The sequence below is a fragment of the Streptomyces sp. NPDC055103 genome, from assembly GCF_053607625.1.
This window is the reverse complement of record NZ_JBSGTX010000113.1, coordinates 1-16694: the sequence shown is the minus strand read 5'-3', so window position 1 is coordinate 16694 and position 16694 is coordinate 1. Positions and strand designations below refer to the sequence as shown.

Annotated in this window: 17 protein-coding genes; 10 read left to right on the top strand and 7 right to left on the bottom strand. The window is 72.6% G+C overall.

The genetic code is table 11. The features are described from left to right. Positions 1-141 precede the first annotated feature (141 nt). Entirely contained in the window at positions 142-918 is a 777-nt protein-coding gene (locus ACWFR1_RS38385) for a DUF4253 domain-containing protein (RefSeq protein ID WP_453560257.1), read from the top strand. A gap of 6 nt (positions 919-924) precedes the next feature. Here the strand turns inward: ACWFR1_RS38385 and ACWFR1_RS38380 are convergent, their stop codons facing one another. After that, entirely contained in the window at positions 925-1593 is a 669-nt protein-coding gene (locus ACWFR1_RS38380) for a PhzF family phenazine biosynthesis protein (RefSeq protein WP_453560254.1), read from the bottom strand. 402 nt (positions 1594-1995) lie between these two features. Between ACWFR1_RS38380 and efeO the strand changes: the two genes are divergently transcribed. Genes efeO through ACWFR1_RS38360 form a run of 4 tightly spaced genes read left to right on the top strand, consistent with a single transcriptional unit; the run spans position 1996 to position 6388 of the window. Beyond that, positions 1996-3153 (top strand): iron uptake system protein EfeO, encoded by a 1158-nt coding sequence (gene efeO / locus ACWFR1_RS38375; protein WP_453560252.1) that lies wholly within the window; start codon positions 1996-1998, stop codon positions 3151-3153. Positions 3154-3177: 24 nt separating this feature from the next. Beyond that, positions 3178-4443: an iron uptake transporter deferrochelatase/peroxidase subunit gene (gene efeB, locus ACWFR1_RS38370; RefSeq protein ID WP_453560250.1), complete on the top strand. Its 1266-nt coding sequence runs from the start codon at positions 3178-3180 to the stop codon at positions 4441-4443. Positions 4444-4488: 45 nt separating this feature from the next. Continuing rightward, the gene (gene efeU, locus ACWFR1_RS38365; RefSeq protein WP_453560248.1) at positions 4489-5370 is read left to right on the top strand and encodes an iron uptake transporter permease EfeU; all 882 of its coding nucleotides are present in this window, start codon (positions 4489-4491) and stop codon (positions 5368-5370) included. Continuing rightward, positions 5327-6388 carry a hypothetical protein gene (locus tag ACWFR1_RS38360; RefSeq protein ID WP_453560245.1) on the top strand — a complete coding sequence of 354 codons (1062 nt, stop codon included), beginning with the start codon at positions 5327-5329 and terminating at the stop codon, positions 6386-6388. The genes efeU and ACWFR1_RS38360 overlap by 44 nt, the downstream gene beginning before the upstream one ends. Before the next feature lie 76 nt (positions 6389-6464). Here ACWFR1_RS38360 and ACWFR1_RS38355 read toward each other — a convergent pair whose 3' ends face one another. Continuing rightward, positions 6465-7244 carry a bifunctional DNA primase/polymerase gene (locus ACWFR1_RS38355; RefSeq protein ID WP_453560242.1) on the bottom strand — a complete coding sequence of 260 codons (780 nt, stop codon included), beginning with the start codon at positions 7242-7244 and terminating at the stop codon, positions 6465-6467. A 232-nt stretch (positions 7245-7476) separates the two neighbouring features. Between ACWFR1_RS38355 and ddaH the strand changes: the two genes are divergently transcribed. After that, positions 7477-8307, top strand: coding sequence for a dimethylargininase (gene ddaH / locus ACWFR1_RS38350; RefSeq protein ID WP_453560240.1), 831 nt, complete (start codon positions 7477-7479; stop codon positions 8305-8307). 18 nt (positions 8308-8325) lie between these two features. Here the strand turns inward: ddaH and ACWFR1_RS38345 are convergent, their stop codons facing one another. Further along, positions 8326-9315: a small ribosomal subunit Rsm22 family protein gene (locus ACWFR1_RS38345; RefSeq protein WP_453560237.1), complete on the bottom strand. Its 990-nt coding sequence runs from the start codon at positions 9313-9315 to the stop codon at positions 8326-8328. A 154-nt stretch (positions 9316-9469) separates the two neighbouring features. Next, positions 9470-10747: a multidrug effflux MFS transporter gene (locus ACWFR1_RS38340; protein ID WP_453560260.1), complete on the bottom strand. Its 1278-nt coding sequence runs from the start codon at positions 10745-10747 to the stop codon at positions 9470-9472. 83 nt (positions 10748-10830) lie between these two features. Here ACWFR1_RS38340 and ACWFR1_RS38335 point away from each other — a divergent pair, with 83 nt between their 5' ends. Beyond that, a complete protein-coding gene (locus ACWFR1_RS38335) occupies positions 10831-11832 on the top strand; it encodes a Gfo/Idh/MocA family protein (RefSeq protein ID WP_453560234.1) in 1002 nt (333 codons plus the stop codon). Here ACWFR1_RS38335 and ACWFR1_RS38330 read toward each other — a convergent pair. Beyond that, positions 11819-13474: an alkaline phosphatase D family protein gene (locus tag ACWFR1_RS38330; protein WP_453560231.1), complete on the bottom strand. Its 1656-nt coding sequence runs from the start codon at positions 13472-13474 to the stop codon at positions 11819-11821. The two genes, ACWFR1_RS38335 and ACWFR1_RS38330, sit on opposite strands and share 14 nt — an antisense overlap. 102 nt (positions 13475-13576) lie before the next feature. Here ACWFR1_RS38330 and ACWFR1_RS38325 point away from each other — a divergent pair, with 102 nt between their 5' ends. Beyond that, the gene (locus ACWFR1_RS38325; protein WP_453560229.1) at positions 13577-14353 is read left to right on the top strand and encodes an SDR family oxidoreductase; all 777 of its coding nucleotides are present in this window, start codon (positions 13577-13579) and stop codon (positions 14351-14353) included. 182 nt (positions 14354-14535) lie between these two features. Here ACWFR1_RS38325 and ACWFR1_RS38320 read toward each other — a convergent pair whose 3' ends face one another. Then, positions 14536-14859 (bottom strand): nuclear transport factor 2 family protein, encoded by a 324-nt coding sequence (locus tag ACWFR1_RS38320; protein ID WP_453560227.1) that lies wholly within the window; start codon positions 14857-14859, stop codon positions 14536-14538. A 153-nt stretch (positions 14860-15012) separates the two neighbouring features. Here ACWFR1_RS38320 and ACWFR1_RS38315 point away from each other — a divergent pair, with 153 nt between their 5' ends. Beyond that, a complete protein-coding gene (locus tag ACWFR1_RS38315; protein WP_453560225.1) occupies positions 15013-15447 on the top strand; it encodes a hypothetical protein in 435 nt (144 codons plus the stop codon). Between the two features lie 7 nt (positions 15448-15454). On the opposite strand, the gene ACWFR1_RS38310 is transcribed toward ACWFR1_RS38315, so the two are convergent. Then, positions 15455-15802 carry a winged helix-turn-helix transcriptional regulator gene (locus tag ACWFR1_RS38310; RefSeq protein ID WP_453560223.1) on the bottom strand — a complete coding sequence of 116 codons (348 nt, stop codon included), beginning with the start codon at positions 15800-15802 and terminating at the stop codon, positions 15455-15457. Between the two features lie 81 nt (positions 15803-15883). On the opposite strand from ACWFR1_RS38310, the gene ACWFR1_RS38305 reads away from it, so the two are divergent. Then, positions 15884-16552 (top strand): NADPH-dependent F420 reductase, encoded by a 669-nt coding sequence (locus tag ACWFR1_RS38305; RefSeq protein ID WP_453560220.1) that lies wholly within the window; start codon positions 15884-15886, stop codon positions 16550-16552. Positions 16553-16694 lie beyond the last annotated feature (142 nt).

Here is a 16694-nt window from a genome sequence, read left to right as displayed (position 1 = left end):
GATCGCAAGGCGGAGGGTCGTCCCGATACTGGTGTATCGGGATGATCCCGACAACGCGGCGAGCGTGCGTGCCAGGCGTCGCCCGGCAGACGGGAATTTCGCAACACGCCCTAGCACCACCGGAAGACAGAGACCCGCCCCATGGACACAGACCGCATCATCGAAATCCTCCGAACGGCCGGATTCACCGTCCCTCAGGAGGGCGTGGAAGAGGCCCGCTCGCGTTCCGGAGCCCGTGTCCTGGGCCGCCGGATCACCGAGAACGGTGCCGAGTCCGTGTGGCGGGAGCTGTTGGCGGCGCGGGAGAGCACGGGATTCCACCCGCTGCTCTCCCCGCTGTCCCCCTCGGAGCTGGTGGCGGGAGAGCCCGCCGAACCGGACGTCTTCGACGACCGGGCCGTGACGGCACCCCACGAGATCGTCGCCGAGATCACGGCGGCGGCCCTGGAGGACTGTCTGTCCTACGCGGAGGACGAGGCGGGGGAGGAGGAGTGGCGGGCGGAGTTCGACGCGGAACTGCTCGCCGAGGAGATCTCCCCCGCCCCCGAGGCCACGCGCCTCACCGACTTCCAGCCGGGCTGGTTGTGCCTGGTGGAGACTCTGGACGGCTGGGCCGTGCCGGGGATCCTGCCCGGCTATCCGTACGCCCCCGCCTGGTCCCACGGGCCGGACGGGCGGCCAATGCTCGACTCGGACCACGCGGCCTTCCTGCACACCTGGCACGACCGGTTCGGAGCCGAGCTCATGTACGTGGCCGCCCAGGTGCTGGTCCTCGACGTGGCCTCGCCGCCGCAGGAACCGCTCGCGGTGGCCAAGACCGCGATCGAGCAGTACGCGTACTGCCCGGACGGGAACGACACCGCTTCCTGGGCGAACCGCTGGACCCGTTCCAGGACGTGGAAGTTCCTCTGGGACTGAGACGTCTCAGCGCGTGAGGGTTCCCTCCAGGCGGACCCGTCCGCCCAACTCCACGACGCCGTCAGGGCCGGGTGCGGTGAGCAGCTGCGAACCCCGGCCCTGCGTGATGTTCAGGGCGCGGCCGAGCTCCGCCGTGAGGAGCAGCGCCGCCGCGCCGGTCGCCTCGTCCTCGTCGATGCCGTCGCCGCGCCCGGGGAACCCCCGCGCCCTGACCCGGCCCGCGGCCTCCTCCTGCCACGCCCAGGCGTAGATCCACTCGCCCGGCTCGGGCACCTCCAGGGCCTCCACCTCGGCGACGGAGCCGTACTGGCGCAGGGTCCGCGGCGGCGCCCACTCGGCGCGCGCCTCGATCCAGGTGAACTCCCCGTCCCCGCGCACCCACACCTCGCCGGCCGGCGGGCGGACGACCTCCAGGTCGAGCAGCCAGGCGGCGCCGATGAGCGGGTAGCCGGCGAACGGCAGCCGCACCCCGGGCGTGTAGATGTCGACGATCCCGCGCTCCGGGTCGTCCACGAACACCGTCTCGCTGAAGCCGAGCTCCTTGGCGAGGGCCTGCCGGGAGGCCTCGTCGGGGTGGGTACGGGCGTCCCGTACGACTCCGAGGGCGTTGCCGTGGCGGCCGTCGCCCGCACAGAAGACCCGGAGGACGTCGATGTCAGTGGCGGTGGTGTTCATGGCGGAATTCAACCACCGCCGGTACGGCGGCAGGGCCGAGACCGGCGATCGGTCGCGGCCCTGCCCGCCGGGAGGGCGGCTGGTCAGGAGCCCACGGCCCGGCGGCGTACGGCGACGACCACGGGCGTCCGGCCGGTCGTCCCGGTTCGCGTCGGCGCCGCCGCACCGGACGGTGCCGGTCCCAGGGGATCGACACGTACCGAGGAGTAAACCAAACAGGGACAATTCCCCCCGCTTGACCTTTCCTTGACCAAGCCATGAGGACCCCGTGAGAACCCTGTGACCGGGCCGTGTCCGGTTCGCCGGGCCTGAGAGCTGAATCACTGGACGCGTGGGTATCGCTGAGGTAAGCCTCGGTTAAGTTAGGTCCGCCTCACCCACGCCCCCGTTCCTGGAGCCCTCATGCGAGCCGTTCGTCTGTCCGTCGTCACCGCCGCCGTGACGGCGGCCGCCCTGACCGCCGTCACGGGCTGCGCCGAGAAAAGCGACTCCAAGGGCGACGACGGCACCGTGACGGTCGTCGCCAAGGACGACTCCTGCGAGGTCTCCAAGAAGGAGTTCCCCGCTGGTCACGTGACGCTCGCCGTCGAGAACCGCGGCTCCAAGGTCACCGAGGTCTACGTCCTCCACCCGGACGACCGGATCGTCACCGAGCGCGAGAACATCGGCCCCGGCACCAAGGCCACGATCACCGCCGAGATCAAGGCCGGCGACTACACGATCGCCTGCAAGCCCGGCATGGTCGGCGAGGGCATCCGCCAGCAGGTCAAGCTCACCGGCGCGGGCGCCACGACCGCCAAGCGCTCCCCGGAGATGGACACCGCCGTCGCCGCCTACCGCCAGTACGTCCAGGCGCAGGCCGACGCGACCCTCCCCAAGGTGAAGGTCTTCACCGACGCCGTCCGCGCCGGTGACGTCGAGGCCGCCAAGAAGGCCTACGCCGAGTCCCGTATCGGCTGGGAGCGCACCGAGCCGGTCGCCGAGTCCTTCGGCGACATCGACCCCAAGGTCGATGTCCGCGAGGACGGCCTGGAGGCGGGCCAGGACCCGGCGAAGGACTGGACCGGCTGGCACCGCCTGGAGAAGGCGCTCTGGAAGGACAAGAAGCTCGGCGCCGCCGAGAAGCAGCTCGCGGACACCCTGGACAAGGACCTCGCGGACTGGGTGAAGCGGGTCGGCAAGGCCGAGATCACCCCGACCTCGATGGCCAACGGCGCCAAGGAGCTCCTGGACGAAGTCGCCACCGGCAAGGTCACCGGTGAGGAGGAGCGTTACTCCCACACCGACCTCGTCGACTTCAAGGCGAACGTCGAGGGCGCGCAGAAGTCCTTCGACCTGCTCAAGCCGGTCGCGACGAAGAACGACGCGAAGCTCGTCGCCGAGCTGGACAAGCAGTTCGCCGCGCTGAACACGCTGCTCGACAAGTACCGCACGGACAAGACGAGCTACGTCTTCACCTCCTACGAGAAGGTCGGGCCGGCCGAGCGCAAGGAGCTCTCGGACGGCGTCAACGCGCTGGCCGAGCCGCTCTCCAAGCTCGCCGCCGTCGTCGTCAAGTAACAGTCGAGAGAGCGGGGACGGGACATGTCCGAAGACACGCAGGAACAGACGCCGGAGGCCGTGCCCTCCCGCCGCAAGGTCATCGGCTGGGGCGGTGCCGGGCTCGCGCTCGGTGCCGCCGCGGCCGGCGGCGCCGTGGTGCTCGCCCGGGACGGGGACGCCACCGCGCCCGTCGCCGACACCGGCGGTGCCGTGCCCTTCCACGGCGCGCACCAGGCCGGCATCGCCACCGCCGTGCAGGACCGCCTGCACTTCGCCGCCTTCGACGTGAAGACGAAGGACCGCGCGGAGCTGATCCAGCTCCTCAAGGACTGGACGCGGGCCGCCGAGCGGATGACGGCCGGCGCCGAGGTCGGCGAGGGCGCGTACGGCGGTCTCGCGGAGGCGCCGCCGGACGACACGGGCGAGGCCCTCGGCCTCAAGCCCTCCCGGCTCACCCTCACGATCGGCTTCGGCCCCACGCTCTTCGACGGGCGTTTCGGGCTGCAGGACAAGCGGCCCGGGGCCTTGGTGGAGCTGCCCAGGTTCCCGGGCGACAACCTGGATCCGGCGCGCAGCGGCGGCGACATCTGCGTCCAGGCCTGCGCGGACGACCCGCAGGTCGCCGTGCACGCCATCCGGAACCTCGCGCGGATCGGCTTCGGCAAGGTCGCGGTGCGCTGGTCGCAGCTGGGCTTCGGCAAGACGTCCTCGACGACCCCGGACGCCCAGACCCCGCGCAACCTCTTCGGCTTCAAGGACGGCACCCGCAACATCGCGGGCACCGAGACCGAGCGGCTCGCGCGGCACGTGTGGGTCTCCGGCAAGGACGCCGAGGGCCCGGCGGCCTGGCTGGACGGCGGTTCCTACCTCGTCGCCCGCCGCATCCGCATGAACGTCGAGACCTGGGACCGCACCCCGCTCGGCGAGCAGGAGGACATCTTCGGCCGCGACAAGCGCGAGGGCGCGCCGGTCGGCAAGGCCAAGGAGCACGACGCGCCGTTCCTGAAGGCGATGAAGCCGGACTCGCACGTCCGGCTCGCCCACCCGGACACCAACGGCGGGGCGACGCTCCTGCGCCGCGGCTACTCCTTCACGGACGGCACGGACGGCCTCGGCCGTCTGGAGGCGGGCCTGTTCTTCCTGGCGTACCAGAAGGACGTCCGTACCGGCTTCATCCCGGTACAGACCTCGCTCGGCCGCGCCGACGCCCTCAACGAGTACATCCAGCACGTGGGTTCGGCCCTGTTCGCGATCCCGCCGGGCGTCCGGGACAAGGACGACTGGTGGGGCCGGGCACTGTTCTCCTGACGGAGCGGACGGAGCCGAAGACCTTATGGAGAAGGAGCACCCGACGTGTTCGGTAACTATCTGATCGGCCTGCGCGAGGGGCTGGAGGCCGGCCTCGTCGTCTGCATCCTCATCGCGTACCTGGTGAAGACCGGGCGCAGGGACGCGCTGAAGCCGATCTGGATCGGCATCGGCGTGGCCGTCGGCGTGGCGCTGGCCTTCGGCGCGGGTCTCGAGTTCGGCTCGCAGGAGCTGACCTTCGAGGCGCAGGAGCTGCTCGGCGGCACGCTGTCGATCGTCGCGGTCGTCCTGGTGACCTGGATGGTCTTCTGGATGCGGCGCACGGCCCGGCACCTGAGGGCCGAGCTGCACGGCCGGCTGGACACGGCCCTCCGGATGGGGACGGGCGCGCTGGTCGCGACCGCCTTCCTGGCGGTGGGGCGCGAGGGCCTGGAGACGGCGCTCTTCGTGTGGGCGTCGGTACGGGCCTCGTCGGACGGCTCGCACGCGCCGCTGGCCGGGGTCGTCCTCGGCCTCCTCACGGCGGTCCTGCTGGCCTGGCTGTTCTACCGGGGCGCGCTGCGGATCAACCTGGCGAAGTTCTTCACCTGGACCGGCGGGATGCTGGTCGTGGTGGCGGCGGGCGTCCTCGCGTACGGCGTGCACGACCTCCAGGAGGCGCGCTTCCTCGGCGGTCTCGCGAACAAGGCCTTCGACGTCTCGGCGACGATCCCGCCGGACAGCTGGTACGGCACGCTCCTCAAGGGCGTCTTCAACTTCCAGCCGGACCCGACGGTCCTTCAGGTCACGGTGTGGGCGCTGTATCTGATCCCGACGTTCGCGCTGTTCCTGGCCCCGATAGGGTCGGGTCCGTCCGTGCGGGTGGAGAAGCAGAAGGCGACCGATGAGAAGGCTGAGTCCGCGGCGAGCGCCGAGACGACCGGTTGAGCGGCTTGCGGCACGGCCGGTCGAGCGGTTTTCGACACGACCGGTGAGGGCCCTGGCGGTCACCGCCGCGACGACCGTCCTGGCCCTGGCGGCGAGCGGCTGCGTGACGGTCCACGGCGAGCTGGCGCTGATTCCGGCGGTGACGAAGCCGGAGGCCGCGCAGGCCCTCGCCGAGTTCACCGCCGCGTACAACCGGGCCGACAAGGCCCATGACCCCGCCCTGGACGCGGGCCGGGTCACCGGCCCCCTCGGGGAGATCAACCAGGCGGGCCTCCGCTCCCGGGCGGCGACGCAACCCGGCGGGAACCCGAACCACCGCCCCCTCGAACTGACCGACGCGCGGTTCGTCGTGCCCCGCAAGGCGGGCTGGCCGCGCTGGTTCGTCGCGGACACCGACTCGAACCGTGACGTCGACCAGGGGGCGTCCGACCGGCGCTGGGTCCTCGTCTTCGTGAAGAACGGGCCCGAGCAGCTGTGGGAGGTCGCCCACCTGGTGGTCCTCGGCGCGCAGGCGGTGCCCGAGTTCGCCGAGGAGGAGGGGTTCGCGGTGCCGGTCGCCGCGGACACCGACACCCTCGCCGTCGCGCCCGAGGACCTCGGCGCGGAGTACACGGCGTATCTGAAGGACGGGAAGCCGGGGCCGTACGCGGCGGGGCCGCACACCTCGCAGTGGCGCGAGGAGCGGCGGAAGACCGCGAAGCGGCCGGGTCTCGCCACCCAGTACATCGACCGCGTCACCGACCAGGGCGACTTCGCCCCGCTGGGGCTGCGGACGAAGGACGGCGGTGCGTTCGTCTTCTTCGCGACCCGGTACTTCGAGCGGCAGACGGCGGCGAAGGGCTACCGGCCGAAGGTCGCCCCCGACGTCAAGGCGCTGCTGACCGGCGAGGTGAAGAACACCGTCACCAAGGAGTGGGTGTCGAACCAGGTGGTCCTGGTGAAGCCGGCGGGCACGGACCGGGACGGGGTCACGGTCGCGGGCCGGCTCCAGGGCGTGGTGGGAGCGGCGGGCTCGTAACGGCTCGTAGCGGCTTCTCGGAGCCCGTGAAGCTGCTCGGAGGACTGCCGTACGTACCGCGTACGTACTCAGCGGGTCAGCGGGTCAGCGGCCAGGCGATCTCGTGGGCGGAGTGCTCCCCGTCGCCCTCGGCCTCCCGCGCGGCCGCGTGGCGCGCGCAGGCGTCCTGGAGGGTCTCCAGGAGGTTCAGCGGGTCCGGCAGCGCGTGCTCGGGTCCGCGGACCCAGGCGACCACGGGATGGGCCTCCTCGTCGCCGGGCAGCCGGGCCGGCGGTACGAGGACGTAGCTGCCGCGGCAGTGCCAGCGCAGCCCCGGGTGCTCGTCCATCGTCTCCGGGTGGCAGTCGAGCTCACAGGGCCACCACTCGTCCTCGTCCTCGGGGGTGCCGCGGGTGGCGGTGAAGAAGAGCATGCGCCCGCCGGCCGGGTCGACGTCGGCGGACTCGGCTACCGGTCCGACCTCGACGCCCTCGGCGAGCAGCCGCTCCAGGGCGGCGCGGCCGGCGGCCAGCGGCACGTCGAGGACGTCGTGGACCATGCCGGTGGCGGTGATGAAGTTCGCCCCGGGCTCGTTCCGCGCCCAGCGCTCGATCTGGGCGCGGTCGGTGGTCGACTGGGTCTGCCACGCGAAGGAGACGGGGTGCCGGGCGGGGGTGGGACAGCCGATCCGCTCACAGGAACAGCTGTAGCCGACGGGATACGCGGCGGGGGCCAGGGGCAGCCCGGCGGCGGCGATGGCCAGGAGCAGCTTCTCGCGGTCGTTCTCGTCGTCGGCCGCGGTGCGTTTCGGGCGCCTGCGCAGCCACTGTGCGAGTTTGCTCTCCGTGCCGCGGTAGCGGCCGATGCCGTCGCCCATCTATCCCCTCACAGCTCATGCTCGCCCGTTCGGCTCTGCCCATGGTCCCACCATCCTGCGCCTCGGGTGACCGGAGTGTGGAACCGGGGTGCGGAAACGGCGTACGAGGTGTGCTGGTGCGGGTGGGACGGACGAACCACCCGAACGGTCCACAGCGCGGGGCGCGCCCAGGGCGGACCATGGGTCCACCGATCTTCGGTTCTTCCGTCCGCCCGTTCGTGAGGAGCCCTCATTGCGCCCCACTCCGCGCACGTCCTCGCCCCGCCGATACCTGATGTGCCCACCCGCGCACTTCACGGTGACGTACTCGATCAACCCCTGGATGGACCCCACGAAACCGGTCGACCTGCCGCTGGCCCTGGCCCAGTGGGAGGACCTGCGCGACCGCTACCGCTCGCTCGGTCACACCGTGGAGCTCCTGACGCCCGACCCGGCGCTGCCGGACATGGTCTTCGCGGCGAACGGCGCGACCGTCGTCGGCGGCCGGGTCCTCGGCGCGAAGTTCGCGCACGCGGAGCGGGCCGACGAGGCCGCCGCGCATGTGTCCTGGTTCCTCAGGAACGGTTGGCCGGGTGATGCCGTCCGGCTCCCGGAGCACGTGAACGAGGGCGAGGGCGACTTCGCCGTCACCGCCTCGTGGATCCTCGCGGGGCGCGGTTTCCGCTCCAGTCCGCTCTCCCACGGGGAGGCGCAGGAGTTCTTCGGCCGGCCGGTGATCGGGCTGGACCTCGTGGACCCGCGCTACTACCACCTGGACACGGCGCTGTGCGTCCTGGACGACGCGCGGGACGAGATCATGTACCACCCGGCGGCCTTCTCCCCCGGTAGCCGCGAGGTGCTCGCCCGGCTCTTCCCCGACGCGCTGATCGCGACGGACGCGGACGCGGCGGCGCTCGGGCTGAACGCGGTGAGCGACGGTCTGCACGTGCTCTTGCCGCAGGCGGCGGTGGGCCTCTTCGAGCCGCTGCGGCAGCGGGGCTTCGAGCCGGTCGGGATGGATCTGGGCGAGCTCCTCAAAGGCGGCGGCAGCGTGAAGTGCTGCACGCAGGAGCTCAGGCCCTAGCTGTATTGACCCGCAGCCCTAGGCCTCGGTCTCCGGCGGCCAGGAGTCGCCCCATTCGGCGTCGCGGGCCTGCTTGTACAGGGGCCCGTGGCGCTTGGTGACCGTCTCGCGGGCGAGGCCGTCGGGGCCGCACAGGTCGAGCTGGACCAGGCCCTTGCGAATCTGCGGCCTGCGGGTGACGCGGGCGACCGTCGGCGTCACCGGGAACCGGGTGGCCGCGACGTAGCTGTACTTCTCGTCCTCGTACGGCAGGGAGCCGCCCTTCACCTGGCGGTGCAGCGAGGAGCGGCTGACCCGGGCCGAGAAGTGGCACCAGTCGGTGCCCGGCACGATGGGGCAGGCCCCGCTGTGCGGGCAGGGCGCGGCGACGGTGAAGCCGGCGTCGATCAGCAGGGTGCGGGCGGCGATGATGCGCTCGTAACCGTCGGGGGTGCCGGGCTCGACGATCACGACCGCCTGCGCGGCGCGCGCCGCCTCGGTCACGAGCGCCGTGCGGTCGGGGCCGGTGAGCTCCTTGAGGACGTACGAGACGGTGACGAGGTCCGTGTCCGCGAGCCGCAGCGCGGCGCCGATCCGCTCGCGTCGCCACTCGGCGTCGAAGGCGCCGGCGGCCAGCTCGCGGCCGAGGGCGAGCGCGGGCTCGGCCCAGTCGAGGACGGTGCTCCGGGGCGGGGCCTCCTCCCAGGCCTCGGCGACGGCCCAGCTCGCCGCTCCGGTGCCGCCGCCGACGTCGGTGTGCGTGGCCGGGGCCCACTCGGGCGCGGCGTCCCGCAGGGCGTCGAGGACGCCGCGTACCGCTTCGAAGGTCGCCGGCATCCGGTACGCGGCGTACGCGGCGACGTCGGAGCGGTCGCGCAGCACGGGGGCGTCCGTCGGGGTGGTGCCCCGGTAGTTGGCGATCAGCCGCTCGACGGCCTTGGCCGCCTGCGTGGGCGAAAGACCGTCGAGGAGTCCGGCGAGGGCGGCGCGCAGGGACTCGGCGGAGGGAGGGGTGGAGGGCGCGTTCACCGCGACATCCTACGCGGCCGGGCCTCGGCGCCCGGCCGCCCGGAGGCGCTGGTCACGACCGTCCGGGCGGGGCGGCGGAGTGGGTCGACGAAGCCCCGATGACGTCGCGGGCCCATACCGGCCCGGGGCGACTCGGGCGGCGCCACTCGTGGGTTCAGGCTCGCCACGGGCGGCACAGGCCCAGGAAGCAGGCCAGGGAGAGGGCGGCGCAGGTGAGTTGGACGACCGCCATCGGGACGGCCGTGTGCTCGCCGGCGATGCCGACCAGCGGGGAGGCGACGGCGCCGACGAGGAACGACGAGGTGCCGAGGAGCGCGGAGGCGGAGCCGGCGGCGTGCGGGGTCCGCATGAGGGCCTGGGCGTTGGTGTTGGGCAGGGCCATGCCCATCGCGGACATGAGGACGAAGAGTCCGGCGGAGATCGGGACGAGCCCGGGCTCGCCGAAGACGCCGGTCGTCATGAGGAGCAGGGCGAGGGAGGCGAGCAGGATGGTCCCGACGGCCCAGCCGAGCACCTTGTCGAGGCTGACGCGGCCGACGAGGACCTTGCCGTTGATCTGGCCGACGAGGACGAGGCCGATCGAGTTGAGGCCGAAGAGCAGGCTGAAGGTCTGCGGCGAGGCGCCGTAGATCTCCTGGACGACGAACGGCGAGGCCGAGATGTACGCGAAGAGGGCCGCGAAGGCGAAGCCGCCGGCCAGCATGTAGCCGGCGAAGACCCGGTCGGCGAGGAGTCCGCGCATGGTGCGCAGGGCGTCGCCGACGCCGCCCTCGTGGCGTCGCTCGGGCGGCAGCGTCTCGCCGAGGAAGCGCCAGACGACGAGGGTGAGCAGGACGCCGATCACGGCGAGGACGTGGAAGACGCCCCGCCAGTCGGTGATCCGCAGGATCTGGCCGCCGATGAGGGGCGCGATGATCGGGGCGACGCCGGAGATCAGCATCAGGGTGGAGAAGAAGCGGGCCATCTCGACGCCGTCGTAGAGGTCACGGACGACGGCGCGGGCGATGACGATGCCGGCGGCGCCCGCGAGGCCCTGGAGCAGCCGGAAGCCGATGAGGAGTTCGGCGGTGGGCGCGAGCGCGCAGACGGCGGTGGCGAGGACGTACACGACCATGCCGACGAGCAGCGGGCGGCGGCGGCCCCACCTGTCGCTCATGGGGCCGACGACGAGCTGGCCGAGGGCCATGCCGGCGAGGCAGGCGGTGAGCGTGAGCTGGACGGTGGCGGCGGGCGCGTGGAGCGCGCGGGTGACCTCCGGCAGCGCCGGCAGGTACATGTCCATGGAGAGCGGCGGTACGGCGGTGAGCCCGCCCAGGACGAGGGTGACGAGCAGCCCCACGCGCCGGGAGGCGGCGACCGGGGCCGCCGTCCGGGCCCCCGAGGTGCTCTCGGTTATGTGTCCTTGTGTTGTTTTCTGGCCGCTCTCCGGCATCGACTGCTCCATTTCGTTGAATCCTTGCCTATGCTCTCAGCTCGATCGGCATGGTCGAGACCTCTGTGGGATGGGTGGGGAACATGGGTGACACGGTTCGCTGGGGGATCCTGGCGACGGGCGGCATAGCGGAACGCTTCACGGCGGATCTGCTGACGCTCGACGGCGCGGAGGTCGTGGCGGTGGCGTCCCGTACGGAGGCGTCCGCGAAGGCCTTCGCGGACCGGTTCGGGATTCCCCGGGCCTACGGGGAGTGGGCCGGGCTCTTCGCCGACGAGTCCGTCGACGTGGTGTACGTGGCGACTCCGCATCACGCGCACCGGGCGGCGGCCGGCCTGGCCCTGGAGGCGGGGAAGGCGGTGCTCTGCGAGAAGGCTCTCACGCTCAACGCCCCCGAGGCGGAGGAATTGGTCGCCCTCTCCCGGGACCGCGGCCTCTTCCTGATGGAGGCCATGTGGATGTACTGCAATCCGCTGATCCTGCGGCTCGCGCGGCTCGTACGGGACGGGGCGATCGGTGAGGTCAGGACCGTCCAGGCGGACTTCGGGCTCCAGGGCCCCTTCGCGCCCGGCCACCGACTGCTGGACCCCGCGGTGGGCGGCGGGGCGCTGCTCGACCTGGGGGTGTACCCGGTGTCGTTCGCGCAGCTGCTGCTCGGCGAGCCGGACACGGTCCAGGCGCACGCGCTGATCTCGCCGGAGGGCGTGGACCTGAACACGGCGATGCTGCTCGGCTGGGACTCGGGCGCCTCGGCGCTGCTGTCCTGCTCGCTCGTCGCGGACACGCCGCTGACGGCGTCCGTGACGGGCACGCTCGGCCGGATCGACGTGCCGCGCGGCTTCTTCTTCCCCGAGCGCTTCACGCTGCACCGGGAGGGCCACGAGCCGGAGGAGTTCGTCAACGGCGACGACCCGCACTCCATGCGGCACGAGGCCGCCGAGGTGATGCGCTGCCTGCGGGCGGGCGCGACGGAGTCGCCGCTCGTGCCGCTGGACGGTTCGCTCGCGGTGATGCGGACGCTCGACGCCGTACGGGAGCGCGTCGGCGTCCGCTACCCCTCCGAGGCGGTGGCTACGCGGGTGTGAGGCCCGGGTTGCCCGCCTCCGTGACGTAGGAGGCGGTGGTGGTGACGGGGGCGCCCGGGGTCGTGACGTACGGGACCGTACGGAAGTCGGCGCGGGCGCTCTCGGTGCCGAGCGCGACCGTCACGTAGCCGCGCCGCCCGTTGTAGAACTTCAGGTGCGGGTTGGCCTGGGTGAGCCTGTCGTGGTTGGCGGGGCGGTCGGCGCCGTCCTTGCCGCTGCTGATCGAGGTGGCGACGATCTCGGTGCCGAGCGTCCGGGAGGCCGGGTCGCGGAAGTCGGCCTTGATGTCGAGGCCGTAGCCGACGTGGACGTCGCCGGTGAGCACCATGAGGTTCTCGACCCCGGCGGCCTCCGCTCCCGCGAGGATCCGCTGCCGGGACGCGGGGTAGCCGTCCCAGGAGTCCATGGAGAGCTTGAAGTCGGCGGTGGTGCGGTCGCGGCGCTCGGCGAACACGACCTGCTGCGGCAGGACGTTCCAGCGGGTGCCGGCGGAGCGCCAGCCGTCGATCAGCCAGCGCTCCTGCTCGGCGCCGGTCATCGTCCGGGCCGGGTCCTCGGACGCGGGGCCCGGGACCTGCCAGCCGTCCCCGTACGCCTGGTCCGAGCGGTACTGGCGGGTGTCGAGGATGTCGAACTGGGCGAGGCCGCCGAACCGCAGCCGCCGGTAGAGCCGCATGTCGGGGCCCTCGGGCCGCTGGGGCGCGCGCAGGGGCTGGTGTTCCCAGTAGGCGCGGTAGGCGGCGGCGCGGCGGAGCAGGAACTCCTCCGGCGGGACACCGTTCTCGGGTATGCCGCCCGCGTAGTTGTTCTCGGTCTCGTGGTCGTCCCAGGTGACGACGAAGGGGTGCGCGGCGTGCGCGGCGCGCAGGTCGGGGTCGGACTTGTAGAGCCCGTAGCGCAGCCGGTAGTCCTCCAGGGTGACCGTCTCGCGGTTGAAGACGGCCGGGAGGGTGCGGTCGGTGTAGGCGCGGGCGCCGCCGGTGGCGTTGACGGCGTACTCGTACAGGTAGTCGCCGAGGTGGAAGACGACGTCGACGTCCTCCTGGGCGAGGTGGCGGTAGGGCGTGAAGTACCCGTCGTGGTACGCCTGGCAGGAGACGGCGGCGAGCTTCAGCCCGGAGTTCCGGGCGTCGGGGGCCGGGGCCGTGCGGGTGCGGCCGACGGGGCTGATCCAGTCGCCGACGCGGAAGCGGTAGAAGAGGACCCGGTCGGGGTCGAGGTGGTCGACCTCGACATGGACGGTGTGGCTGAACTCCGGGTGCGCGGTGGCCCGGCCGCGCCGGACGGTGCGGGTGAAGCGCTCGTCGCGGGCGAGCTCCCAGTGGACGGAGACGCGGGCGGCGGGCAGGCCGCCGCCGGGCTCGAAGGGGCGGGGCGCGAGCCGGGTCCAGAGGAGGACGGAGCCGGGCAGGGGGTCGCCGGACGCCACCCCCAGGGTGAACGGGTCCTCGGTGACGCGCCGGGCGTCGAGCTCGGCGGCGGCCGCGGCGCCGGCGGCGGGCAGCTGGGTGGCGAAGGCGAGCGCGGCGGCGGCTCCCGTGACGGTGAGGAACCGGCGGCGGCCGAAGTGGCGTGCGGCGGCGCGGAGTTCCTCGGAATGACCCTGCGTACGGTCCTGTGCGTGACCCTGTGCGTGGTTCATGTGCCCCTCCCCGGACGGATGTTGCGCTTCCGCCATTCGAGGAGGACGGGACGACGTCACGTTGTCGGGTACAGAACATCCACGTGTCGGACGGATGAGTTCATGGGGCACGCGTCTCGCGTACGCTGCGCGCCCATGAGCATCGCAGTGGTGACGGGAGCCGGGTCGGGCATCGGCCGGAGCGTGGCGCTGGCCCTCGCGGAGGCCGGCTGGTCGGTGGCCCTTGCGGGCCGCAGGGCCACGGCCCTGGAGGAGACGGCCGCGGCCCTCCCCGCCGGTGACTTCCTGACGGTCCCGACGGACGTGACCTCGGCGGAGGAGGTCGCGGCGCTCTTCGCGGCGGTACGCGACCGGTACGGCCGGGTCGACCTCCTCTTCAACAACGCCGGTACGTTCGCGGGTGGCGGCGTCCCCGTCGAGGACCTGGACCCGGAGACCTGGCGCGCGGTCGTCGACGTCAACCTCACGGGCGCGTTCCTCTGCGCCCAGGCGGCCTTCCGCACCATGAAGGAGCAGGACCCGCGGGGCGGCCGGATCATCAACAACGGCTCGATCTCCGCGCACGTGCCGCGCCCGCACTCGATCGCGTACACGGCGACGAAGCACGCCATGACGGGCCTCACGAAATCACTGTCGCTCGACGGCCGCCCGTACCGGATCGCGTGCGGTCAGCTCGACATCGGCAACGCGGCGACCGAGATGACGGCCCGCATGCAGACCGGCATCCTCCAGGCCGACGGGCAGCTGGCGGCGGAGCCGGTGATGGACGCGGCGGACGTGGCGGCGACGGTGGTCCACATGGCGGCGCTGCCGCTGGAGGCGAACGTCCAGTTCGCGACGGTCATGGCGACGGCGATGCCGTACATCGGGCGGGGCTGACCCCCGTGCCGTAGGTCGGCCGTGGCCGACCCCGCGCCGCACATCGGCCGTGGCCGACCCCGTGCCGTACATCGGGCGTGGCCGGCCCCGTGCCGTAGGTCGGCCGTGGCCGACCCCGCGCCGCACATCGGCCAAGGGCCGGCTCCCGCCGCACATGGTCCAGGGCCGGCCCCCCTGGCGGCTTACGCCTGGCCGGTCTCGAAGCGGGCGATCTTTCCGTCCTCGACCGTGAAGTGCCAGCGGGTCCGCATCTCGCCCCAGGTGTCGTTGCGGTAGCGGGCGACGAGGTCGAGGCCGCCGTCCTTCTCGGACTCGACCTCCATGTGTCCGCGCGAGGAGAAGACCTCCTTCTCCGTCCACTGGCCGAGGTCACGGTCCGAGCCGTCGTCGGACATGGTCGCGCCGGGCGCGAGGGCCGCGGCGAAGGCCTCCTCGTCGTTGGCGTTGAGGGCCGTGACGAAGGCGCGCACGGCGGGGTCGGTGAGGTGACTCACGGGAATCGTCATGCCCTAGCCGTACACCCGGCGCCCCTCCCGTCCCGGCGGCCACGGCCGTGCGCGGGCGCGGTGTCGCTCGTACGCACCTGCGTGTTCACTGGCCCGCGCCCGGCCCGTACCGGCAGGATCGGGACAACTGCCGCACTCTGCACAGGAGGCTCGATGTCGGACATCGTCAAGGTCGTCAAGCTGTACGCGAAGGGTGCCCCGGTCGGCGTCCTGGACGAAGCGCTGGTGGGCCTGCTCGTCGAGCGGCAGCAGGCCGCCGAATGGGCGGTGAGCCCGGAGGGCGGCGGGTTCCGGTTCACCGTGAAGGGCACGGAGGACGCCGTCGTCGCCGAGGGCGCCGAGCGGGCCCCGGTCGCCGTCCGGCCCGACGACTCCCCCGCCTCGGTCTGGCGCCTCCAGCGCGTCGACGAGCACGGCGCCACCACGGTCACCGCCCTCGACGAGGTGCGGGACGGGATCTACGTCATCGACCAGAACGGCTTCGCGCTCGGCCGCGACCTCTTCGAGGACCGCTCGCTGCTCCCCAAGCGCGTCTTCGTCCGGACGGACGACCGCGACCCCCAGTGGAGGATCGAGGTCCTCGCCTGAGACCGGCTCACGAGTGCCGTTCCTGGGCGGCCATCACCTCGTCGCCGTGCTCGAAGGCCCATACCCCGAAGGCCTCGATCGGAGCCAGCAACGACCGCCCCAGAGCGGTCAGTTCGTACTCGACACGGGGCGGGGCCTCGGCATAGGCGTTCCGTTCCACCAGGCCGTTGAACTCCAGCCGCCGCAGCGTCTCGGTCAGGACCTTGGGGCTGATGCCGCCGATGCGCTTCCGCAGTTCGACCGGGCGCCCCGGGCCGTCCCGGAGGACCCAGATCAGCACGGCGTTCCAGGTGTTGGAGAGCAGGTCGAAGGCGAGTCGGGCACGGCAGTCGGCGAGGTAGGCATCGGTCGTCACGTACCGAATGGTGCCTGACGGGCTTCCTAGTGTCGTCCCCGAAGCGGTGGGAGCCGACAGGACGCGAAGAGGGACGGATCGATGAAGATCGGTGTGCTGGGAACGGGGAACATGGCGGACGCGCTGGCCACGCACTGGGTGCGGGCCGGGCACGAGGTGTTCGCCGGAGGCCGGGACGAGCAGAAGGCCCGCCGGCTGGCGACCCGCGTCGGGGCCGGTGCGCACGGGAGCCTGCGGAAGGCGGCCGACTTCGGCGACGTGGTGCTGGCGGCCCTGCCGTACGGGGCGGGCGCGGACGTCGTCGGAGAGCTCCGGGCCACGCTGGCCGGGAAGGTCCTCCTCGACTGCGCCAACCCGGTCGGTCCCGGGTTCCGCCTGCTGACGGAGGGCGGGCCCTCGGCGGCGCTCCGGCTGGCCGCGGCGGCGCCGGACGCGCACGTCGTCAAGGCGTTCAACCTCTGCCACGAGGACGTGTGGCGGATGACCCCGCCGGTCTTCGACGGCCGGCGCCTGACCGTTCCGGTCTGCGGGGGCGACGAGGCGGCGCTCCTGCGGGTGTACGAGCTGGTGCGGGACGCGGGCTGCGATCCGGTGGCCGCCGGCGGGCTGGAACGAGCCGGACTGCTGGAGGCGACCGCAGCGCTGTACATCGGACTGTGGGTGGCGGAGCAGGCGGACGTCCAGGCGATGGCGCCGCCGCTGGCCTACGCGGCGGGCCCGCGGGAGGGCCAGGGCCTGTCCCGGCCCTGATCCGCCGGAAGCCCTAGAACGCGTCGGTGGGGACGTACGTGCCCCACACCTCGCGCAGGGCGTTGCAGACCTCGCCGACCGTGGCGCGGGCCTTGAGGGCGTCCTTCATCGGGTAGAGGACGTTGTCCGTGCCCTCCGCCGC